Raw genomic sequence first — 22,107 nt, 5'->3', positions numbered from 1 at the left:
ATACTTAACAGCAGGCCGCGTAGTGTGATACCATGAAAGCCATCGCAGTCGAGCCCGGGGCGGGTGCGCCGGAACGAATCGAACTCCCCGTCCCCGAACCGGCCCCCGGCGAAGCCCTCGTCCGAACGCTCCGCGTCGGCGTCGACGGTACCGACTACGAGGTCATCGACGGCTGTCACGGCGGCGTCCCCGCGGGTGACGACCGACTCGTCCTCGGTCACGAGGCCGTCGGGATCGTCGAGGAGCCCAACGGAACCGACCTCGAGGCGGGCCAGTACGTCGTGCCGACGGTCCGCCGGCCGCCGGCGGGCGTCGAGACGAACGACTACTTCGAACGCGGCGAACCCGACATGGCGCCCGACGGCGAGTACGTCGAGCGCGGGATCGTCGGCGCCCACGGGTTCATGGCCGAGTACTTCACGAGTCCGGCCGACTGTCTCGTCCCCATCCCCGCCGACCTCGCGCCGGTCGGCTTCCTCGTCGAACCGATCAGCATCACCGAGAAGGCCCTCCAGCACGCGGCCGCGTCGCGGGCCGCGTTCGACTGGCGACCCGAGTCCGCGCTCGTCCTCGGGAACGGCTCCCTGGGGCTGTTGACCGCCGCGATGTTCCGGACGACGATCGGCTACGATCGGGTCTACTGTCTGGGGCGGCGCGACCGACCGGACCCCTCGATCGACATCCTCGACGAACTCGGCGTCACCTACATCGACTCCCGCGAGACGCCGGTGTCGGAGATCGCCGACGCCTACGAGCCGATGGACGTCGTCTACGAGGCGACGGGGTACGCGAAACACGCCTTCGAGTCCATCGACGCGCTCGCCCCCAACGGCGTCGCCGCCCTGCTCGGCGTCCCCGGCGACTGGTCGTTCGAGATCGACGGCGGGCGACTCCACCGCGAACTGGTCCTCCACAACAAGGCCATCGTGGGTAGCGTCAACTCGAATCGCGACCACTTCGCGTCGGCAGTCGACACGCTCGCGGAGCTCCCGCCGTGGCTCCTCGAGGCCGTCGTGACCGGCGTCTACGGCCTCGAGGAGTACGATCGCGCGTTTCCGAACGCGACGACCGACGAACGGTCGGGCGACGACGACACGACTATAAAAACGGCGGTCGAATTCAGCGATATATGAAAAACGTCGACGACCTCATCGAGAGCGCGGCCGAGCTCGCGACCCGGGGGCTCTCGAAGGGAGAGATCGCGGACGAACTGAACGTCTCCCGGGAGACGGCGAGCTGGCTCGTCGAGCGCAGCGGCGCGACGACGGAACCGAGCGACCGACAGCAGGAGGCGCCCGCGAGCCCGGGCGGCCCCCAGGACATCCACGTCGACTGGTCGGCCATCGGCCGGGACAGCAAACGGATGGGTTCCATCGCGGACGCGATGGCGGACATGCTCGTCAAACACGGCGAGGACGTCGACCTGACGATCGGCATCGAGAAGGCCGGCGGCCCGATCGCGACGCTCGTCGCGCGCGAACTCGAGACCGATCTGGGGACTTACACGCCCGCGAAACACCAGTGGGAGGAGGGCGACATCGAGGAGCTCGGCGGGACCTTTAGCCGGAATTTCGCGGGGATCCGCGACCGCGAGTGCTACGTCGTCGACGACACGATCACCAGCGGGACGACGATGCGCGAAACCATCGAGGCCATCCGCGCCGAGGGCGGCGACCCCCTCGCGTGCGTGGTTCTCGCGGACAAACAGGGCCTCGAGGAGATCGAGGGCGTCCCGGTCTACTCGCTGTTGCAGGTCATCAGCGTCGGCAAGGAGGAGTGATCGCCCGGTCGGACCCGCGATCGAACTGCAGCGGCCGATCAGTGCCGGGGTCGAACGCGGGGTCGGACGGACGTTCCGCCGAGTAACTGACGATTTTCTAACGTGCGCCGGATCCCAGCAGGGTGTCCGTTCTCGTCGAAACGGTCGACGCGATATCCTATCAGGCCGCAAGACAATCGCGGTCGACGACCCGAACGCGACCGCTTTTCGGCGGAATCGACGTAACGATAGTTTGCCGCTGAAACACGGGCACTAGGCTCCGAATTCTCTTGCCGGTCAGTCCCCCTCTCTCGAGTGACGAAACAGATGACGGACAGACTTACGCGCCGACGGACGATCGCACTGTGCGGTGGAATCAGCCTCACGGCCCTCGCGGGCTGTGGCGGCGGAGGCGGCGGTAACGGGAACGCCAACGGCGGGGAGAACGGCGGCGAGGAGACCGAAACTGAAGACGGCGAGAACGAAACCGACATCGGCGGCAACGAAACTGAAAACGAGACCAACGAGACCGGAAACGAGACCAACGAGACCGATATCGGCGGCAACGAAACTGAAAACGAGACCAACGACACCAACGAATCCGATATATAGGTGTCCCCCGCCCGAGGAGCGCCGCCACGCCGGTATCGAACGCGCTCCGGGGGTATTCGAGCGGTCCGAGTCGACCCAGGGCGGTCGTCGTCTCGGGGATTCGAACCGTAGCGAGGGCAGGCCGCGACCTTTTCGCCACGAGGCCCCCAGCGAGAGGTACAGCGGAACCGTCCGTCGGGGCGTGTCGATCCGATCGACTCCTGATCACCGTCCCGACGCGCGAACGGGGATCGCCGACTGCTGTCTTCCAGCGACGGCCGCCGACCGAGAGAGTGCCGTTAGCCGTCGGTGTCTCCCCAACGACGCCATCGAACGAGTTAGATCCACCATGACACGATCATCGACGCGACGACGATACCTCACGGCCGGCGTTGCGGCGGGCGCCGCCGCACTCGCTGGTTGCACCGACGTGCTCGAGGGCGACGACGGGAGCGGGGACCCCTCGAACGAGAGCCAAGGCGGGAACGACTCGCAGAACGACAGCGGCGGCGACACGGTCGCCGATATCGATTACGAGGAGGTCGACGGCGAACTCTCCTTCGTCTCGCCCGAAGACGGCGCCGAGGTCTCGAGTCCCGTCTCGGTCGAGATGGAGGTCGAGGGCCTCGAGCTCGACGCAGTCGAGGGAGACGAGACGTCCGAGAACGGAGTCGGTCACCTCCACGTGATCGTCGACCAGGGGTGTATCGAACCGGGCTACGTCATCCCGCAGGAAGACGGCTACCATCACCTGAGCGAGGGCGGACGAGAGATCGAACTCGAACTCGAACCGGGCGAACACGACCTCTGTGCGCAGGCGGGTGACGGCATTCACAACGCCTACGCCCTCACCGACGAGATCACGATCGAAGTCACCGAGGGCGGGGACGGCGGGAACGAAAGCGACGGTGGAAACGAGACCGACGGCGGGAACGAGTCGGCGGCGGGCCTGGGGAACGCGGAGAACGGAACCGACGTCGACGACGAGCAGTAAGCTCCCGGGCGCGGCGGCTGTACGGTCGCTGATCGGCGATTCGGCGCAAAAAATAACGGTGAGCGGACGACCTAGCCGTGGATGCCCATCGCTTCGATCTGTTCCTGATAGCGGTTCCGGATGGTCACTTCCGTGACCTGCGCGACGTCGGCGACTTCACGCTGGGTCTTCTTCTCGTTGCAGAGCAGCGACGCGGCGTAAATCGCGGCCGCGGCGTAGCCGGTCGGTGACTTGCCCGAGAGCAGGCCTTCCTCGGCCGTCTTCTCGATGATCTCGTTAGCCTTGGTCTGGACCTCTTCGGAGAGTTCGAGTTCGGAACAGAAGCGAGGGACGTACTTTTTCGGGTCGACGGGGCGCATCTCGAGACCGAGTTCCTGCGAGATGTACCGATACGTGCGACCGATCTCTTTGCGTTCGACGCGAGAGACTTCCGAGATTTCCTCGAGGGAGCGCGGGATGCCTTCCTTCCGACAGGCGGCGTACAGCGCGGACGTGGCGACCCCTTCGATCGACCGGCCGCGGATGAGGTCTTCCTTCAGCGCGCGTCGGTAGATGACCGAGGCGACCTCGCGGACGGACCGAGGGACCCCGAGCGCGGAGGCCATCCGGTCGATCTCGCTGAGCGCGAACTGCAGGTTCCGCTCCCCGGCGTCTTTGGTTCGGATGCGTTCCTGCCACTTGCGCAGGCGGTGCATCTGACTGCGTTTCTTCGAGGAAATAGAGCGGCCGTAGGCGTCCTTGTCCTTCCAGTCGATGGTCGTCGTCAGCCCCTTGTCGTGCATCGTCTGGGTCGTCGGCGCGCCGACGCGGGACTTCTCCTGTCGTTCCTGGTGGTTGAACGCCCGCCACTCCGGGCCGGGATCGATCTTTTCTTCCTCCACGACGAGCCCACAGTCTTCACAGATGAGCTCACCCCGGTCGGAGTCCTTTACGAGATTGTCCGATTCACACTCGGGGCAGGCACGTACCCCCTCCTGCTCCTCGGTCTCGTCCGTCTCACGCGTTCGCTCCCGCTGGCGGGTGGGCCGTGTCATCGCACTTTTATAGTAGTATCACCATGGTATATAAATCCTCGGGAACCGTTTTCACCATCTGACGCGTATCTCCCGAAATCGGCATCGAGGAGCCTCCAGACGCGAAGTTTACGATTCGGAACCGGAAAGACTTTATCCGATTCCACCGGACAACAGCCCGGAATGCCGGTCATCGAATGCGACGTCGAGACGGCTCGAGAGCGACTCGAGGCGGCGGACGTCTCCGTCGAGTCGGGGAACACGGATCACGAGCGCTGGCGGGCCAGTCGCGGCGGTGCGTCCGCGGTCGCCTACGACGACAAGGTCGTCATCCAGGGCTCGGACCCGCGGGACCTCGAGGCCATCCTGCGCGAGGGCGGCGGGCGCGCCCACGTCTACTTCGACGGCGCGAGCCGCGGCAACCCGGGCCCCGCAGCCATCGGCTGGCTGATCGTCACCGGCGACGGCATCGTCGCCGAGGGCGGCGAGACGATCGGCCGCGCGACGAACAACCAGGCCGAGTACGAGGCGCTGATCACGGCCCTCGAGGCCGCCAGCGACTACAGCTACGACGAGGTTCACGTCCGCGGGGATTCCGAACTGATCGTCAAACAGGTCCGGGGCGAGTACGACACCAACGATCCCGAACTGCGCGAGCGGCGCGTCAGCGTCCACGAACTCCTCCGCGCGTTCGACGAGTGGACCCTCGAGTACGTCCCCCGCGAGGTCAACGAGCGTGCGGACGAACTGGCCAACGAGGCGCTGGATCGGGCCTGACCCGTCGGCCACGGTGCTCGACGGCGCTCGTCGGTTGTTGCTCGCCGTCACTGCGGATCGGCAAGGGGAGACTGCCACTGCGGATCGGCAAGAGGAAAAGTCCTCGAGCGCGTACGCCGCGGTATGACCGACTCGAACGAATCCCTCGCCGACGCCGGCGGTGCCGACGGGGCCGGGGACGAGCCCGCGACCGCGGAACTCCCCGCAGACGTCGTCGACGAGGCCGAGCGGCTCACGCGGATCGCGCGCGAGACGCCCGACGAGAACGAGGCGCAGGCCCGCAGAGAGTGGCGCGCGAGTCTCCTCGAGAACTACGAGTTCACCGCCCGCGTCCGGGAGGACGACGACGCCGTCCTCGTGCTCCACCCCGAGGAGTGGCACGACGCCGAGGAGGGGGTCATCAGAACCGACCGGATCGACGACCTCTCGCGGGCGATCGAGATTCCCCTCGAGGGAACGGACGATCCCGACGACTGGGAGGCGATCGACGCGCACAACCGCGACATCGTCGCTCGAGTCCGGGACCGTCACGGCGACGTCGACGGTGACAACGCCGCGGCGCTGGCCGACTTCGTCGGTAACCACTACGCGAAACGGATCGAGGACCTGACGGGCGCGGAACTCGCGGAGTTCGTGACGGACTACTTCGTCAGGAACGCCTGGCCGTCGGAAAAACAACGCGACGTGATCGAGGAGTCGATCACGCGGATCTACGAAACGGTCGACGAACCGGTACCCGAGTTCCGGGACCGGTAACTGGTGGATTCTGGTGGTGTATCGGCGCGTTCAGTAGCTGTCGTCGACGATGTCGCGGATCTCGTCGGCGCGGTCGTCGTCCGTGACGATCTTCGAGAGCGACCACTCGATGCCGTCGAGGACGGCGTCGTAGCCGTCGTCGGTCAGCGAGTACTGGTTGGTTCGCTTGTCGAGTTCGCTCTTCTCGACGAGCCCGAGGTCGACGAGTTCGTCGAGGTTCGGGTAGAGTCGGCCGTGGTTTACTTCCGTTCCGTAGTAGTCCTCGAGTTCACGTTTGATCGCCAGGCCGTACATCGGCTCTTTGGCCAGGATCGTGAGGATGTTGGTCTGGAACGCGGTGAGTTCGCGTGCAATACTCTGTTCGCCGGTGATTGATTGTGCCTCTGACATACGTGTGCAAATGTCACCAGACTATTTAAGACTTGTCAACTAATTCTCGGTTCGACCGCTCCGCAGCGGGTCGATCAACTCCGGGGCCGCCGGACACTGGTGGTGTTTGTCCGGATCTCATCGTCGAGGTGTCTGGTAACCGTCGTCCGTACTGTGACACTCGATTACGAAAGTACTTTTTGATCCACCCGTGGAGTTTCGGGTACATGGTCAACCTCTGGGAAGACCTCGAAACCGGACCGAACCCGCCCGAAGAGATCTACGCCGTCGTGGAGTGTCTCAAGGGAGAGCGCAACAAGTACGAGTACGACAAGGACGTCCCGGGGGTCGTCCTCGATCGCGTCCTCCACAGCAACGTCCACTATCCGAGCGACTACGGGTTCATCCCGCAGTCGTACTACGACGACGAGGACCCCTTCGACGTGCTCGTCCTCGTCGAGGACCAGACGTTCCCCGGCTGCATCATCGAGGCGCGCCCGGTCGCACTGATGAAGATGGACGACGACGGCGAGCAGGACGACAAGGTCATCGCCGTCCCCAGCGAGGACCCGCGCTACGACCACATCGAGGACCTCGACGACATCCCACAGCAGCAACTCGACGAGATCGACGAGTTCTTCGCGACCTACAAGAACCTCGAGGAAGGGAAGGAAGTCGAGACGCAGGGCTGGGAGGACAGACAGGCCGCCTACGACGCGATCGAACACGCGCAGGATCTCTACGAAGAGAACTTCTGAGAGTCGCTGCCGGCTCGCCACACCCGTTTTTCTCGCTTCTGACGCCGTTCACAGCGGTCTGCACCCACCGTTCCGTCGGTTCGGTCGCCACCGGATTCACGGGAGTTATGGACAGCCGTTCGCTTCATGCATTATGAGCATGGGTAATTTTATCCCCGTTCCCGTCGTGGCTAGACCCGTATGGCAGCACCCAACCCGTCCGCACGACCGTCCCCCTCGGCAGACGACGCGCCCGACGCCGCCGTCGGCATGGCTCACCCGACGGTCGTTCCCGTGAACTTCGACGCCGACGACCAGACCGACCGCGACGACTGAGGGCCGCTGCTCGTCGCACGACGGCCGACAGCCTCGAGTGTGCGCTCGATTCGCACCGAGACAGGTGACGAGCCGGACCAGGCCACCATTCTGCACTGAAACGCCAATCAGCACCAGATCGTCAATCCGATCGAATCGATCGTCGGAACGGTGGCTGGGAGACGGTGACAACCATTCGCAAGGCTGTATCTCGAAACGAACCTTCTTGTATGCGGTCGGACTACCCACGCCCATGGGTCTGTTCGATCGACTGCGGGGCGACGACACTCCCCGAGTCGCGTTTATCGGGGTCGACGGCGTGCCGTACAGTCTCCTGTCGGAGAACGAGGAACTGTTCCCGAACTTCGCCGCGATCGCCGAGGAGGGGACGGCCGGCGAGATCTCGAGCATCGTGCCGCCGGAATCCAGCGCCTGCTGGCCGTCGCTGACGACCGGGAAGAATCCCGGTGAGACGGGCGTCTACGGCTTTCAGGACCGCGAGATCGGTACCTACGACACCTACGTCCCCATGGGACGGGAGGTCCAGGCCGACCGCGTCTGGGACCGCGTCCAGGAGGATGGTCGCAAGGCGACCGTGATGAACGTCCCCGTGACCTTCCCGCCACAGCGCAACGTCCAGCGGATGGTCTCGGGCTTCCTCTCGCCCGGCCTCGACAAAGCGGCCTACCCCGACGACGTTCGGGACTACCTCGAGACGCTCGACTACCGGATCGACGTCAATCCGAAACTCGGCCACCAGGAGGACAAATCCGAGTTCATCGAGGACGCTCACGCCACCGTCGACGCGCGCTTCGAGGCATTTAAACACTACATCGAGGAGGACGACTGGGACCTGTTCTTCGGCGTCTTCATGACGACCGACCGGGTCAACCACTTCCTGTTCAAGGACTACGAGCGCGACGGCGAGTACAAGGACGAATTCCTCGAGTTCTACCAGAAGATCGACGACTACATCGGCCGGCTTCGCGACGCGCTCCCGGAGGACGTCACCATGATCGTCGCCTCCGACCACGGCTTCACCAGCCTCGACTACGAGGTCCACTTCAACGAGTGGCTCCGGGAGGAGGGGTGGCTCTCCTTCCAGACCGACGATCCGGAAGAACTGGACGACATCGCCGACGAAACTAGGGCGTACTCCTTCATCCCCGGTCGGTTCTACATCAACCTCGAGGGCCGGGAACCGCGCGGCTCCGTCCCCGAGGACGAGTACGACGAGGTCCGCGACGAACTGAAGGCGGACCTCGAGGCACTCGAGGGGCCGAACGGGAACCAGGTGGTCGAACGCGTCGTCGAGAAGGAGGAGGCCTTCCGCGGCGATCACGACGACATCGCGCCGGACCTGGTCGCGATCCCGAACAAGGGCTTCGACCTCAAGTCCGGCTTCAAGGCCGACTCCGAGGTCTTCGACACCGGCCCCCGAAACGGGATGCACAGCTTCGACAACACCTCGCTGTACATCGACCATCCGGACGCGACCATCGGCAACGCCGACCTCTTCGACATCACGCCGACCGTTCTCGACCTGCTGGACGTCGACTACAGCCGCGGCGAGTTCGACGGCGCGAGCCTGCTGTAAGGCCGTTCGCTCGCGAGCGACTCGACGATAGCGCGAATTTTCGATCCGTACCGTCGCGGACACTGCCCTCGGAACCTCCGGTCCGCTTCAGTCGTCGCCGTCCGCATCGACTGGCGGTAGCGTGAACGAGAAGGTCGTTTCGTCACCGGGCTGGGAGTCGACCCAGATCTCCCCGTCGTGGCGTTCGACGATCCGTTCGCAGACCGCGAGGCCGATCCCCGTCCCGGCGTAGCCGTCCGCGGCGGGCAACCCCTCGAAGATTTCGAAGATGCGTTCCTGGTCCGCCGGATCGATCCCGATCCCCTCGTCGGTGACGGAGACGATCCAGTCCGTCCCGTTCCGCTCGGCGGCGACGTGGATCCGCGGCGATTCCGCACCGCTGTACCGGATCGCGTTCGACAGGAGATTCTCGAACACCTGTCGCAACTGTCCCTCGTCGCCCTCGACGCGAGGGAGCGACGCGGCGGTGATCTCGGCGTCGCTCTCCTCGATCGCCATCCGGAGGTCGTCTCGAGCGTCGGCGAGAACGCCCTCGAGATCGACCGGTTCGAACTCGTCACCTTGCGTCTCGACCCGCGAGTACTGTAACAGCCCGTCGATCATCGAGCGCATGCGTTCGGCGCCGTCGACGGCGAACTCGAGGAACTCCACGCCGTCCTCGTCGAGTTCGTCGGCGTACCGTCGCTCGATCAACTGGAGGTAGGTGGAGACCATCCGCAGCGGCTCCTGCAGGTCGTGACTGGCGGCGTAGGCGAACTGCTCGAGGCGCTCGTTGGACTCGGCGAGTCGTTCGTTGGACTTCTCGAGGTCCACGACCAGTTCCTCGAGTTCCTCGCGGTACTGCTGGCGTTCGATCGCCTCGGCGAGGACGTTGGCGACGCTCTGAACGAACGTGACGTCCTCGTCGGTGAACGTCCGCCGCTCGGTGTCGTGAGTTCCCAGAATCCCCCACGGCTCGTCGAACGGGCCGATGACGGTGCTGATCCCGCTGTGAACGTCGTGGCTCGTCAGCAGTTCGGGGCCGCTCAGTCGCGGATCCGTCTCGATGTCCTCGACCACGATCGGCCCGTCGTTCGCCAGGGTCACCGCGGCCTGCGACTCCGCTTCGACCGCGGACACCGACGCCTCGCCGACGAGGCCGTCGCGCCACCCGACGCCCTGACGGAGCAGGAGCTCTTCCTCCTCCTCGTCGAGGTCGAGCACTTTGCAGTACTCGTTGTCCAAAACGTCCGCCACGTTTCTGGTCGCCTCGCGCATGAGTTCGTCCAGATCGTCGGTCTCGAGGGCGAACTGACCGAGGTCGGCCACGACCCGTTGCTGGCGGGCCCGCTGCTCGAGCGCTCGTTCGCGCTGCTTGCGCTCGGTGATGTCCTGGGACATCGCGAGGATGCCGAACACTTCGTCGTCGGTGGTCAGCGGGAGCACCCGGAACTCGAACGTTCGCCCCTGAAGCGGCAGTTCGAAGCTGTTCGATTCGCCGTCGAGTGCCGCGCGGTAGTTCGGTTCCATTTGCTCGCGGATCTCGGGCGGGTACACGTCCCGTACGCGTTCGCCCCGGAGGTCGTCGGCGTCGAAATCGAGTTTCTCGAAGCCCTGGCCCTCGACGAGCGTGTGGCGGAGGTCGTCGTCGAGCAGCACCACCGCGCCGTTCGGGAAGTTCTCCGCGAGGGTCCGGTATCGCTGTTCCGACTCCTCGAGCGCCCGTTCGCGCGCCTTGCGCTCGGAGATGTCGCGTCCGATGCCCGCCAGCACCGGTTCCTCGTCGCGGACCTCGAGGGTCGACGCGGCGAACTCGTAGGGAACCCGGGTTCCGTCGCTGGTACACAGTTCCGCCTCGAACTGTGTACGGCCGGTTTCGACTCCCTCCATGATCCCGTTCGTAACCGTCTCGCGGTCGTCGTCGGCGACCAGCCCCGCGAAGGTCATCGACGAGAGGGCCGCGTCCGCGTACCCCGTCACGTCGCTGAGGCTCTCGTTCCACCGCTTGAGGCTGCCGTCCGCCGCGATGACGTAGAAGACGTCGTGGATGGCGTCCAGCACCTCGTCGGTGTACTGCCGGTAGTGCTCGAGGCGCGTATTCGATTCCTCGAGGCGGGTGTTCGTCTCCGCCAGCCGGTGAACCGTCTCCTCGAGTTCCGCCTGCGTGTCCTCGAGTTCGCGGTTTCGCTGCCTGAGTTCGCGCCGCCGCGTCTTGGCCCGGACGTCGTAGCTGCCGACGCCGAAGCCGGCGGCGGTGCTCAGCGCGGTGAGGATCGGCACCCCCGTCCCCGGGTCGTCGACGCTTCCGTCGGGTCGGAGGTGAAAGAGGACGAGCAGGGCCCCCATCGTCCCGAACCCGAGCAGACACCAGCGGAGGATGTCCGGGTAGAACTCGTCGTCGATGCCGGCTCCGGATACCCAGTAACTCCCGTAGACGAGGACGAGACCGGGGCCTGCGATCAGCAGCGTGACGATGAGGACGTTCCCCAGCGCGGTGCCCTGCGAGAGGCGGACGAACGCCCGCCCGACGGCGAGCGCGACGTACAGCACGCCGAGCGCGACGATGCCGACTCTCGCACTGCCGGGCGACAGGAAGCGATTCCGGAAAGGCACGGTACGCACTTTCCGGGATACCGTAATGGATGTTTCGCTGACCGACTCGAGTCGTCGCGACCGCGCCGACGGCGGCTCCACTTCGAGGCCGTTTTCCGCCCGGCAACGAACCCCCGTGCATGGAAGAGGTCATCCGCGCTCGCGGCCACGAGCACGTCTCCGCCGAGCACGCGAGCACGTTCGAGGTGACGACCGACGACTACCTCACCCCCGCGGGGGACTGCATCCTCGCGATCGAGGCCGACCGCGCCCCCGCCGATTTCGATCCCGCGTTCGTCGCGGCCTGTCGGGACGCGGACGCGTCGATCACGGTCACGATCGAAGCGGGCGGCCACTCCGACTCGGTGACGGGACGGGGGGATCCCGACCTCGAGTTCACGAACGAGCGCAGCGCCGTGGGGCGAACGAGCGACTACGTGGACGACCGGACGATCGTGAACGACGCAGAGTTCGCGGCCGAGGGGTTCGACCGCGACCTCGTCGCGGCGCTGGCCGACGGCGCTGACGCGACCGTGACGATCAGCGTGGAGTAGTTCCCGTGCAGTCGTCGCAGCAGGGTGTGGTTCTCCTTCCGTCGTCGTTTTGTCCCGGCCGTCCGAAGACGAGACCATGAGCGACGACGAACCCGCGGTCAACATCAGCGGCGGCACGGAGGGCGGTGGCGTCGCCGCCGAGTTCGACCCCGCGACGGCCGACACCCGCGCAGAGGTGGTCGTCGATCGACTAGGCGAACTGTACTGGCAGAAGACCTACGGCGGGCAGGACGCATTCACCTGTCTCGTTCGGACGATCCTGAGCCAGAACACCAGCGACAAGGCCAGCCAGCCGGCGCACGACGCGCTGATCGATCGGTACGGTGGTCCCGAGACCGACCTCGCGGCGTCGCTCGCCGCGGCCGAGCAGTCGGAACTGGCCGAAACGATCAGCTCTGCGGGCCTCTACAACCGCAAGTCCGAGATCCTCGTCGCGACCGCCGAGTGGGTCCTCGAGGAGTTCGGCTCCGCCGGGGCGTTCGACGAGTTCGTCACGGAAGGAGCACCGGCCGAGGTCCGCGAGACGCTGCTCTCGGTTCGCGGCGTCGGCCCGAAAACCGCCGACTGCGTCCTGCTGTTCGCGGGCGGCCGCGGCGGCGTCTTTCCGGTCGACACGCACGTCCACCGGATTTACCGCCGCATGGGGATCGCACCGGCCGACGCCGACCACGAGGACGTGCGCGCCGTTCTCGAGCGCGAGGTACCCACTGCCAAGTGCGGGTTCGGCCACACGGCGACGATCCAGTTCGGCCGGGAGTACTGCACGGCGCGCAAGCCGGCCTGCCTCGAGGATCCGGAGGCCTGTCCGATGGCCGACATCTGTGAGCAGGTCGGGGTCTACCCCGAGACCGGCGAGGTGATCGATCCCGCCGAGGCGCCGGAGGCGGCCGAATCCGATACCTGAGTTCGAGCCCCGTCGTTCTTGTCGGTTTCTCGAGCAGTATCGGACCGATCGGTAAGAGAACTGGTAACACGTTGCGACGTTCCGTGAAGCCACAATCGTTTTACGTCACCACCAGAGATGACCGGGGTACCAATGGCTGCAGACCCTGATCGGGTTGCAGAGACGAGCGAGAGTGCGACCGAGCCGACAACTGACACCGAGCGTTCTTCTGTCTCACGCCGCCGACTGTTGACGACGACAGCGGTCGGGTCGGCGACCGCCCTCGCCGGCTGTACGGAACTGCTCTCGAGTGGGGGTGGCGATCCGCTCCGCGTCAGCGTCTGGAGCGGGAACTACGCCGACCGGTTCGAGGAATCGGTCGTCCCGAAATACGAAGAGGAGTTCGATGCGGAGATCCAGATCGAACGCGGCTGGAACGACATCCTCACCAACATCCAGACGGCCCCGGACGGCGACCCGCCGTACGACGTCACCATCACGGAGGGGAACTTCTACTACCTCGGCCGACAGGACGATCTCTTCCACGAGATCAGGACGGAGAACGTCCCCAACGCCGACGAACTCATCGATTACTACTCCGAGTTCCGGAGCACGGAGTACGGGATGCCGGTCGACGGCGCGCCCTGTACCATCGTCCACCGCGAGAACGTGGACTTCGAATTCGAATCGTGGAGCGACCTCTCTGCGCCGGCCGTCCAGGAGAGCAACGGGATCGGCGTCGACACCGGCTTCTGGTGGTTCCCGGTGTACGCCGCCGCCGTCGGGATGGACGAGGCGGAACTCGGCGAGGAGATGCACGACGCCGACCTGCACGACGACGTCCTCGAAACGGTCCGGAACTGGCCGATCACCAGCTGGGCCAGCTCCGGCGAGGACATCTGGCAGGCCTTCCGCAACGACGTCATCGACGTCGCCCAGTGGTACTACGAGCAGACGGAGTACGACATCGACGACTACGACGGGCTGACCCACACGATGCCGGAGGAGACGACCGGCTACCTGAACCACTGGTGCGTCGTCAAGGGCACCGACAAGCGCGACCGGGCCGAGGAGTTCATCAACTTCCTCATGGACTCGGAGGTCCAGACGGCGTGGTCCGAGGAGATGCCCACTCTGTTCTGTAACGAGAACACCGAGTACGCCGGCGACCTCGCCGACGACCTGCCGAGCAACAGCGAGGAAGCGTCGAACATCGCCTTCCCGGACTGGGAGTTCCTCGCCGACCACAGCGGCGACCTCTCCGACGCGTTCAGCGAGATCCAGCGCAACTCCTGACGGACCCACCGCTATTCATACATGTCTGAAATCACGCTTGCCGGACTCGAGAAACGGTACGGAGACGAACTCGCCGTCGAAGACGTCTCGGTGACGATCGACGACGGCGAACTGCTCTGCCTGCTCGGCCCCAGCGGCAGCGGCAAGTCCACGACGCTGCGGATGCTCGCCGGCCTCGAGACGCCGACGGACGGCGAAATTCGCATCGACGACGAGGACGTGACCGATCGGCCGGCCTACGAGCGCACGACTGCGACCGTCTTCCAGGACTGGGCGCTGTTCCCCCACAAGACGGTGCTCGAGAACGTCGCGTTCGGGCTGAAGATGCAGGGCGTCGAGAAGGCGGAACGCCGAGAGCAGGCGCGAACGATGCTCGAGCGCGTCCGAATGGAGGAGTACGCCGACGACGATCCGATGAACCTGAGCGGCGGGCAGAAACAGCGCGTCGCACTCGCACGAGCCCTCGCCGTCAACCCCGACGTGTTGTTGCTCGACGAGCCGCTGTCGAACCTCGACAAGCGACTCAGCGAGGACATGCAGATCGAACTCCGCGAGATCCACGCGGACCTCGAGGAGACGTTCGTCCACGTCACGCACGATCAGGACGAGGCGTTCACCCTCGCCGATCGGATCGGCATCATGGCCGACGGGAAGCTGGTCCAGGTCGGCGAGCCGAACGAGGTCTACCAGAATCCGAAGAACCGATTCATCGAGGGCTTCCTCGGCGATACGAACTTCGTCGAGGGGACGGTCGAGCGGACGACGGCGGACTCGGTCCGCGTCGACACGGAGCTGGGACGGGAGGTCGTCATTCCGACGACGAACGGCGGCGCGGACGCGCTCGCCGAGGGCGATTCGGTGGTCCTCTCGCTCCGTCCCGAGGCCCTCTCGATCGAATCGGCGGCGGACGCCGACGGCGAGGCGGCGACCCAGGCCGTTCGCGCCGACGGAAGTACGACGAATTTCGTCGTCGGCACGGTCGAGAACGTCCTCTATCGGGGATCGACGGTTCGGTACTCCGTCGACGTCGAGGGAACGTCGGTGTTCGCCGAACGTACCGTCTCGGACTCCGGCGAGTTCGAGGCCGGCGACGAGATCGGGATTAGCTGGGACGGCGCGGACGTCCTCGCGTTCCGCGACGACGGCTCGAGGGTCGACCTCTAACGATGTCGGGAACGCAATCGTCGCTGCCGGCGCCGATCGCTCGGCTCTGGGAACCGCTCCGGAAGCGGTCGCGCTCGAAGCGGGCGCTGTTGCTGATGGCCCCGCTACTGGTCTTCGAGTTGCTGCTCTTCGTCGCCCCGTTCCTGATCCTGCTGCGGATCAGCCTCACCGGCGGGTCGTCCGACCTTCGCTACGCCGAGGGGACCTGGTCGGTGGACGGCTACGTCGAGGTGTTCACCAACGGCGTGTTGCTCGAGCCCATCATCTATTCGTTCAAACTGGGGCTGGCGGCCACGGCGATCACGGTCGTGGTCGCGCTGTTTTACGCCTACGCGATCCGGCGAGCCGAGGGGCTGGTCAAGTCGGCACTGCTGTTCTCGGTCGTCCTGCCCCTGTTGACGACGCTCGTGATCAAGACCTACGCGTTCCGACCGCTGCTCTCGCCGAACGGAACGCTCAACGACGTGCTCCTGGGGCTGAATCTCGTCTCGGAGCCGATCCAGTTCGCCCCCGGAACGGTCGGCGTGATCGTCGGTCAGGTCTACATCGTCCTGCCCTACGCCGTCCTGGCGATCTACAGCGTCCTGTCGACGATGGACTGGGGGCTCGTCGAGGCCGCTCGCGACCTCGGAGCGAGCCGTCCGCGCTCGTTCCTCGAGGTCGTCGTCCCCCAGGCGATGCCCGGGATCATCGTCGCGACGGTGATCTCCTTCGCCTGGAGCGTCGGCGCGTACGCCGCACCGGGGCTCCTCGGTGCGCGGGACCAGGCGTTCGCGATCGAAGTCGAGAAGCGGTTGCTGTCGAACCTCCAGTGGGAGATCGCGACCGCGTACTCGGTCGTCATGCTGGTGTTGATGCTCGTGAGCGTTGCCGTTCTCACCGTCGCGCTCGGCCGCTTCGGAGGTGAGATGGAGTATGCGTAGAGAGACCCTCGAGAACGCCCTGTTCCGAGCGGGCTATCTGGCGATCCTGACGTTCATGCTGTTGCCCCTCGTCGTGGTCGTCGTGACCTCCTTCGCTGAGTCGGGCAATCTCGCCTTTCCGCCCGAGAGCTACTCGCTGGTCCACTACCGCTCGTTCCTCGAGGAAACGCGCTGGATGTCGGCGTTCGACAACAGCCTCCTCGTCGGCGTCGGGACGACGGTCGTCGCGACGACGCTGGGCGTCACGGCGGCGTTCGGGCACGAACTCGACGACGGCCGGGCCGGGCAGCTGCTCGCGCCCCTCGTCCTCGTCCCGCTGCTGATCCCGCCGATCATTCTCGGGATCTCGATGCGCGTCTACTTCGTCAGGGCCGGGCTGGACGCCTCCTACCTGAGCATCATCCTCGCGCACACGCTGTGGGCGACGCCGCTCGTCTACTTCGTGATGCGGTCCGTCTTCAGCCGGTTCGACTGGCAACTGCTCGACGCCGCGAGGGACCTCGGCGCGGGGCCGATTCAGTCGTTCGTCTACGCCGTCCTCCCGAACGTCAAACACGGGATCTTCGTCGGCGCGCTGCTCGCGTTCATCGTCAGCCTCCAGGAGTTCGTGATGGCGCTGTTCCTCTCGAGCCACGGCACGGAGACGATCCCGGTCGTGGCCTGGCAAGCGCTGCGACAGTCGCTGGATCCGATGGTGAGCGTCGTCTCGACGTTCCTCATCCTCATCTCGATCGGTGCGATCGTGATCGCGACGATCGCGACGAACCTGGACTGGCTCTCGAAGCAACTCTCCTGATCGACCCTCGCCGATCACGATTCTCCCGACGCAGCAGAACACTCGAGTAGGCGTCACTGAACCCGATCAGCCAAAGGGCTTCACGAGATCGGCCTGCCACAGCGCGGTGGCCGACTCGAGCGCGCGACTCGAAATGAGAGCGCGCGCTCGAGTCACGGGGGAGGGCAGGCTCTCGCGCGGCGCGCGGATCCGCGCGCCGCGCCACGGCTGTGCCTGGTGGCCTGCGGAAATCGAAGATTTCCGGGCGACCGGAGCGCCGCCGGCGCTCCGGTAGAATCGTAACGGGCGAGCGATGCGAGGTCGCGAAGCGACCTCGAGGTGGAGTCGCGTGGAGCAACGCTCCACGGACCGTTCGAGCGGGTAAAGCCCGCGAGAAGACGGCGAAGCCGCGGAACGAGCCCGCCAGGGCTCGCCGACGGCTTTACAAGAAGCGGAAGGTCTCGAGGTTCTTCGGCGCGAACGTCCGCATGTTGTAGTCGTGGTACAGCGCCGAGGAGAGGTCCTGGACGGAGCGCTCGTCGCCGTGGACGCAGAGCACCTTCTCGGGGCGCGGATTCATCGTCTTGACGAAGTTCTCGAGGCCGGCGCGGTCGGCGTGGCCGGAGAAGCCGTCGACGGTCTCGACGTCCATGTTCAGCGAGAGGGTGCCCCGAGAGTTGTTGTCGCCCATGGCGCCGACCTCGCTGGTGGGGATCTCGTCCCAGCCATTTTGAATGCGTCGGCCGAGGGTCCCCTGGGCCTGGTAGCCGACGAAGACCAGCGTCGACTCCGGATCCGGGCCGATGTGGCCGAGCCAAGACATGATCGGGCCGCCCTCGACCATCCCCGAGGTCGAGAGGATGATACAGGAGTCGCCGTCGGCGACGTCCTGGCGTTCCTCCTCGCCGCCGTCGATGTGATTGAACTCCTCGGCGAGGAAGGGGTTCTCGTCATCGTGGAAGATCCGGTCGCGCAGGTCGTCGCGGAGGTACTCGGGGTAGGTCGTGTGGATCGCCGTCGCCTCCCAGATCATCCCGTCCAAGTGGACTGGAACGCGGGGGATCTCGCCCTTTCGCATCGCCTCCTCCAAGACGAGCATGATCTCCTGCGAGCGGCCCACCGCGAACGCGGGGATGACGACCTTGCCGCCGCGTTCGGTGGTCTCGCTGATGACCTCCTTGAGCGTGCGCTCTGAGTCGTCCTGATCGGTCTGGTAGTCGTTGCGCCCGCCGTAGGTCGACTCGAGGACGAGCGTCTCGACGCGCGGGAAGTCGTTGACCGCGCCGTTGAACAGCCGGGTGTCCTCGTAGTGGATGTCGCCGGAGAAGGCGACGTTGTAGAGGCCGTCACCGATGTGGAAGTGCGAGACGGCCGAACCGAGGATGTGACCCGCGTTGTGGAAGGTGAGTTTGACGTCCGGCGCGATGTCCGTGACGTCGCCGTACTCGAGCGGGATGGTGTGCTTGATCGCCTCGCGGACCTGTTCGGACTCGTAGGGCGGGGTGCGGCCCTCCTTGGCGGCGACGTCGAGGTAGTCCAGCGTCAGCAGCCCCATCAGGTCTCGAGTGGGTTCGGTACAGTAAATCGGCCCGTCGTAGCCGTACTTGAACAGGAGGGGAATCAGCGCGGAGTGGTCGAGGTGGGCGTGGGTGAGGACCACGGCGTCGATGGTCTGTGGACCCGCGCCGAATGCCTCGGGCGCGTGGAGGTAGGGAACCTCGCCCTCGGCACCGGGCTTGTCGCCGCAGTCGATGAGGATGCGCGTCTCCGGCGTCGAGAGGATGAAGGAGGCTCGACCGACTTCGCGACAACAGCCCAGCGTGGAGATGCGGACGTACTCGTCGTCGGACATCTCCTCGCGGTGGATCTGCCGGCCGACTTTCTCGAGGATGTCCCGTCGCTCGTCGCGTTCCTGCTTGAGGAAGCTCCGGACGTTCGAGACCGTCGAGGACTCGATCGGTGGCGTGCGGACGACTTCGGGCGTCCAGCCCACGTTCTTGGTGATTTCCCGAAGCGTCGACCCGTGGCGGCCGATGACCATGCCGGGCTTTTCGGCCTCGATGACGACCTCGCCGGTGTCGGCGTGGAAGTCCAGGTCGGTGACGCCGGCGTTCTCGGGGATGACGTTCATGATCTCCTCGCGGGCCTCGTCGGGCCGCGAGAGAACGCTCGGGTCCGGGCGGACGGTGATCCGCTTGCGGAGTTTGCTGGCGAGTTGCCGGATGAGGTCGCCCTGTCGCGCGAACTTCTTCGGATCGCGCGTGTAGACGACCACTTCGGGGCCTTCGTATTTCACCGAGGAAACCGAGATATCGCTCGGTAACTCGCTCGTGATCTGTGCTTTCAAATCGTCGAGTTGCTGCTCTACAGTACTCATAGGTCGCCGATTGTGGCTTGCGTGAACTCGCCGCCGGAGAGCGAACGTGTCGGGCCGGTTCTCACGGACGCCGGTGGACGAGACGATTCGACGGTCGGCCGCACTCCATCGTACCGGCGATATCGGTGTGTCGCGTCGCCCACGTGGGACGACGACAAACGTCTCGTAGTCCGGATCATCCGTGTGAGACCGTCTCGCGACGAATACGCTCCCGTCGGTTGTCCTGGTTCGTGCGGGAAGATTCCAGGGAGAACCCGCTTATCGGACGCTATTCTTTGCGTCGTATATAAGCCTTCGCAAAAATCAGGGCCGTCGACCGCGAACTGGGGGTATGCACCTCACGCACGAACGCGTCGTGACGGAGCGAGATTGGGTCGCGAACCGAGCCGAGACGGTCGTTCCGCTCGTCAATCGCGTCCGCGACGATCTCGGCGAGATCTTCGATACCGACGTCGACCACGTCACGGAGGCGCAGTACGTCGCGGCGGTGGACGACGTCTTCGTCGACGGCGATCTGGCGGTCAACGTCGCCGCGCTGGTCGCGATCCTCCGCGAACTCGACGTCGAGGGCGATTACCCGGGCTTCGTCGTCGACGAGATCCTCGGGCGAGAACTGGCCGCGACCATCGCCGGCGAGCAGCCGCTGCGGACCCTCGGCGAGGCGACGTTTCACTACGCCGACCTGCGAGTCCACGGCGAGGAAGACGAGAATGCGGGCGTCGACGACTGCGAGGCGGCGCTGGCGGCCGGCTTCCAGGAGCGCTTGCCGGGCTGGAACTGGACCGAGCGCGAGAGTCCGTTCGGCGTCGACCGATAGCGGATCGACGGATCGAGGCATTGAGGCATCGACGGTTCGAGACATCGACGCCGGAACGCGCGCCTCGAGTTACTCGGCGGTCACGTTTCCGTCGCTCGAGTTCTCGGTCTCGTTCCCGCCGTCCGAATCGCCCGTCTCGTTTCCGGGACCCGACTCGGTTTCGGTACCGTTCTCCTGTTGCTCCGCCTGTTGCTGCCGTTCCTGGAGCATCTGCCGGCGCTGGGCCTGTTGTTCCTGTCGCCGGACGAACGCGTCGTACTGGTCGCCGGGATAGATGCCGCTGATCTCGCCCGATCGAAGCGCGCTCATGATCGCTTCGTCGGAGCCGGTGACGCGGAAGAGGCCGTACTGCGTCTCGGCGTCCTCGATCGAGATATCGCTGCCGTCGGCCGACTCCTCGAACTCCGTCGCGGCCGCTTCGGTCAGATTTTGCTGCTCCGATACCATCCGCTGCTGGGCCTCCTGACGGCTGAGATTGCCGTTCTCGACCTCCGATTGAATCTCCTCGTTGAGAGCCTGCATCTCCTCCCGGTCCGGAGCCACCGCGACCGTGACCGCGTCGCTCGAGTCGCCGTCGGACTGCATTAGCGAGTCGAGTTGCGCACAGCCGGCGAGCGATGCAGCGGCACCAGTGCCGGCGATCTGGATGAATCGGCGGCGGTCGTGACCGTTCGTCATTCGACTCGTACGCATAGATCCCCGAAGATAAGCGTTTTTGACAACCGCTACCACTCGGTCGCGCATCGGTGGCGAGCACGCACCCCCGAGAAGCGGTTCGGATCACCGGTCCGGGCCGCTTTTATTCGCGCGAGGGCTACGCAAACGCAGTGACTTCCGGGACACCGACACAACAGTCCCCGCACGCGGTAACCCTCGAGCGACCCGCCCTCGAGGACGCCCGCGAGGCCATCGCCGACGGCATCGAGCGCGAGGCGCTCGTGACCGTCTTCGGCCGCTGCACCGTCGACTACGAGGGGCGAGCCTCGAGCGTACTCGAGGCCGGCGACCGCCACGTCATGCTCAAACCCGACGGGGCGGCGCTGGTCCACACCGACGAGGGCCAGCAGCCGGTCAACTGGCAGCCCCCGGGCTGCGAGCACGACGTCTACTGCGACCGCGCGGGAGCGGTTGACGGAGACGAAGACAACGACGGCGCCGGAGACGACGACGGAACGGACGCGCTCGTCCTCGAGAGCCTCCGGTCGAACCCCGACGAGCGGCTGCTGGTCCGCTTCCAGCGCGTCCTGCAGGTCTCGACGTTCTCGGGCACCGACGAGAACGAACTCGCCCTCTCGGGGACGGAGGAGGATCTCCGCCAGCGCCTCCTCGAGGAACCCGCCCTGCTCGAACCCGGCTTCACGCCGCTTGCGACGGAACGAGCGACGCCCGCCGGGGCCGTCGACATCTACGGCGAGGATTCGGCGGGCCGAACGGTCGTCGTCGAACTCAAGCGCCGCCGCGTCGGGCCGGACGCGGTGAGCCAGCTCCGGCGCTACGTCGACGCCCTGACGCGGGACCTCCACGCCGACGCCGACGTCCGCGGGATTCTGGTCGCGCCCTCCGTGACCGACCGCGCGGAACGGTTGCTCGGCGAGCACGGTCTCGAGTTCGTGTCGCTCGAGCCGACCGACGGGTGAGTACCACGCACGGGCGCGATCGTCGAACCGCTACACGTCGCTTTCGGACCGTTCTCGGCTTGAGCAGAAAGGGGGCGGGTTTACTGTCGCGGTATCCCGTAGCATGGTGTGCCGACTACCGAGTGCAGTTCCAATGAGACGGATGTTCCCCGTGCAGCCATCGGCAGCGCGCTCTCGAAAGCGACGCGGCGAGAGATCCCCC

General features: G+C 65.7%; 22 protein-coding genes. 17 read left to right on the top strand and 5 right to left on the bottom strand.

What is annotated here, in order from left to right; translation table 11 throughout:
* The first annotated feature begins 32 nt into the window (after nt 1–32).
* From J0X25_RS37435 to J0X25_RS37420, 4 genes are all read left to right on the top strand, one after another.
* Nucleotides 33–1,133 (top strand): glucose 1-dehydrogenase, encoded by a 1,101-nt coding sequence (locus J0X25_RS37435; RefSeq protein ID WP_207288945.1) that lies wholly within the window; start codon nt 33–35, stop codon nt 1,131–1,133.
* Nucleotides 1,130–1,780, top strand: a complete 651-nt coding sequence (gene gfcR, locus J0X25_RS37430) for a transcriptional regulator GfcR (protein WP_207288944.1) — start codon at nt 1,130–1,132, stop codon at nt 1,778–1,780. Before J0X25_RS37435 ends, gfcR begins: the two co-directional genes overlap by 4 nt.
* A gap of 306 nt (nt 1,781–2,086) precedes the next feature.
* Nucleotides 2,087–2,371: a hypothetical protein gene (locus J0X25_RS37425; protein WP_207288943.1), complete on the top strand. Its 285-nt coding sequence runs from the start codon at nt 2,087–2,089 to the stop codon at nt 2,369–2,371.
* 328 nt (nt 2,372–2,699) lie between these two features.
* Nucleotides 2,700–3,344, top strand: a complete 645-nt coding sequence (locus tag J0X25_RS37420; protein WP_207288942.1) for a DUF4399 domain-containing protein — start codon at nt 2,700–2,702, stop codon at nt 3,342–3,344.
* Between the two features lie 71 nt (nt 3,345–3,415).
* Here the strand turns inward: J0X25_RS37420 and J0X25_RS37415 are convergent, their stop codons facing one another.
* On the bottom strand, nt 3,416–4,378 hold the full coding sequence (locus J0X25_RS37415; protein WP_207288941.1) for a transcription initiation factor IIB: 963 nt from the start codon (nt 4,376–4,378) through the stop codon (nt 3,416–3,418).
* Nucleotides 4,379–4,540: 162 nt separating this feature from the next.
* Here J0X25_RS37415 and rnhA point away from each other — a divergent pair, with 162 nt between their 5' ends.
* Together rnhA and J0X25_RS37405 are read left to right on the top strand one after the other, a co-directional pair.
* Nucleotides 4,541–5,134: a ribonuclease HI gene (gene rnhA, locus J0X25_RS37410; RefSeq protein ID WP_207288940.1), complete on the top strand. Its 594-nt coding sequence runs from the start codon at nt 4,541–4,543 to the stop codon at nt 5,132–5,134.
* Nucleotides 5,135–5,257: 123 nt separating this feature from the next.
* Nucleotides 5,258–5,890, top strand: coding sequence for a DUF7108 family protein (locus J0X25_RS37405; protein WP_207288939.1), 633 nt, complete (start codon nt 5,258–5,260; stop codon nt 5,888–5,890).
* 30 nt (nt 5,891–5,920) lie between these two features.
* Here the strand turns inward: J0X25_RS37405 and J0X25_RS37400 are convergent, their stop codons facing one another.
* The gene (locus J0X25_RS37400; RefSeq protein WP_207288938.1) at nt 5,921–6,280 is read right to left on the bottom strand and encodes a PadR family transcriptional regulator; all 360 of its coding nucleotides are present in this window, start codon (nt 6,278–6,280) and stop codon (nt 5,921–5,923) included.
* Nucleotides 6,281–6,486: 206 nt separating this feature from the next.
* Here J0X25_RS37400 and J0X25_RS37395 point away from each other — a divergent pair, with 206 nt between their 5' ends.
* The 3 genes from J0X25_RS37395 to J0X25_RS37390 all read left to right on the top strand — a co-directional run bounded on the left by J0X25_RS37395 (nt 6,487) and on the right by J0X25_RS37390 (nt 8,908).
* Nucleotides 6,487–7,017 (top strand): inorganic diphosphatase, encoded by a 531-nt coding sequence (locus tag J0X25_RS37395; RefSeq protein ID WP_207288937.1) that lies wholly within the window; start codon nt 6,487–6,489, stop codon nt 7,015–7,017.
* A gap of 180 nt (nt 7,018–7,197) precedes the next feature.
* Nucleotides 7,198–7,332 carry a hypothetical protein gene (locus tag J0X25_RS39870; RefSeq protein WP_284145169.1) on the top strand — a complete coding sequence of 45 codons (135 nt, stop codon included), beginning with the start codon at nt 7,198–7,200 and terminating at the stop codon, nt 7,330–7,332.
* Nucleotides 7,333–7,564: 232 nt separating this feature from the next.
* Nucleotides 7,565–8,908, top strand: coding sequence for an alkaline phosphatase family protein (locus J0X25_RS37390; protein ID WP_207288936.1), 1,344 nt, complete (start codon nt 7,565–7,567; stop codon nt 8,906–8,908).
* A gap of 87 nt (nt 8,909–8,995) precedes the next feature.
* Here the strand turns inward: J0X25_RS37390 and J0X25_RS37385 are convergent, their stop codons facing one another.
* Nucleotides 8,996–11,500 (bottom strand): ATP-binding protein, encoded by a 2,505-nt coding sequence (locus tag J0X25_RS37385; protein WP_225896700.1) that lies wholly within the window; start codon nt 11,498–11,500, stop codon nt 8,996–8,998.
* A gap of 119 nt (nt 11,501–11,619) precedes the next feature.
* On the opposite strand from J0X25_RS37385, the gene J0X25_RS37380 reads away from it, so the two are divergent.
* The 6 genes from J0X25_RS37380 (at nt 11,620) to J0X25_RS37355 (ending at nt 17,095) form a co-directional block, all read left to right on the top strand.
* Nucleotides 11,620–12,033 carry a DUF371 domain-containing protein gene (locus tag J0X25_RS37380; protein WP_207288935.1) on the top strand — a complete coding sequence of 138 codons (414 nt, stop codon included), beginning with the start codon at nt 11,620–11,622 and terminating at the stop codon, nt 12,031–12,033.
* Nucleotides 12,034–12,109: 76 nt separating this feature from the next.
* A complete protein-coding gene (locus J0X25_RS37375) occupies nt 12,110–12,937 on the top strand; it encodes an endonuclease III domain-containing protein (protein WP_207288934.1) in 828 nt (275 codons plus the stop codon).
* Between the two features lie 132 nt (nt 12,938–13,069).
* A complete protein-coding gene (locus tag J0X25_RS37370) occupies nt 13,070–14,212 on the top strand; it encodes an ABC transporter substrate-binding protein (protein ID WP_207288933.1) in 1,143 nt (380 codons plus the stop codon).
* A gap of 21 nt (nt 14,213–14,233) precedes the next feature.
* Nucleotides 14,234–15,376 (top strand): ABC transporter ATP-binding protein, encoded by a 1,143-nt coding sequence (locus tag J0X25_RS37365; RefSeq protein WP_207288932.1) that lies wholly within the window; start codon nt 14,234–14,236, stop codon nt 15,374–15,376.
* A 2-nt stretch (nt 15,377–15,378) separates the two neighbouring features.
* A complete protein-coding gene (locus J0X25_RS37360; RefSeq protein ID WP_207288931.1) occupies nt 15,379–16,299 on the top strand; it encodes an ABC transporter permease in 921 nt (306 codons plus the stop codon).
* On the top strand, nt 16,292–17,095 hold the full coding sequence (locus tag J0X25_RS37355) for an ABC transporter permease (protein ID WP_207288930.1): 804 nt from the start codon (nt 16,292–16,294) through the stop codon (nt 17,093–17,095). Before J0X25_RS37360 ends, J0X25_RS37355 begins: the two co-directional genes overlap by 8 nt.
* Before the next feature lie 421 nt (nt 17,096–17,516).
* On the opposite strand, the gene J0X25_RS37350 is transcribed toward J0X25_RS37355, so the two are convergent.
* Nucleotides 17,517–19,451: a beta-CASP ribonuclease aCPSF1 gene (locus tag J0X25_RS37350; RefSeq protein ID WP_207288929.1), complete on the bottom strand. Its 1,935-nt coding sequence runs from the start codon at nt 19,449–19,451 to the stop codon at nt 17,517–17,519.
* A gap of 331 nt (nt 19,452–19,782) precedes the next feature.
* On the opposite strand from J0X25_RS37350, the gene J0X25_RS37345 reads away from it, so the two are divergent.
* Nucleotides 19,783–20,268 (top strand): DUF7984 family protein, encoded by a 486-nt coding sequence (locus J0X25_RS37345; protein WP_207288928.1) that lies wholly within the window; start codon nt 19,783–19,785, stop codon nt 20,266–20,268.
* Between the two features lie 69 nt (nt 20,269–20,337).
* Here J0X25_RS37345 and J0X25_RS37340 read toward each other — a convergent pair whose 3' ends face one another.
* Nucleotides 20,338–20,946: a hypothetical protein gene (locus tag J0X25_RS37340; protein WP_207288927.1), complete on the bottom strand. Its 609-nt coding sequence runs from the start codon at nt 20,944–20,946 to the stop codon at nt 20,338–20,340.
* Between the two features lie 149 nt (nt 20,947–21,095).
* On the opposite strand from J0X25_RS37340, the gene nucS reads away from it, so the two are divergent.
* The gene (nucS, locus tag J0X25_RS37335) at nt 21,096–21,905 is read left to right on the top strand and encodes an endonuclease NucS (protein ID WP_207288926.1); all 810 of its coding nucleotides are present in this window, start codon (nt 21,096–21,098) and stop codon (nt 21,903–21,905) included.
* Nucleotides 21,906–22,107: the final 202 nt, after the last annotated feature.

The sequence above is a fragment of the Haloterrigena alkaliphila genome (assembly GCF_017352155.2).
In the GTDB taxonomy this organism is placed as follows: Archaea; Halobacteriota; Halobacteria; order Halobacteriales; family Natrialbaceae; genus Haloterrigena; species Haloterrigena alkaliphila.
The sequence above is the reverse complement of the archived record's forward strand: the minus strand, read 5'-3'. Positions and strand labels throughout refer to the sequence as shown.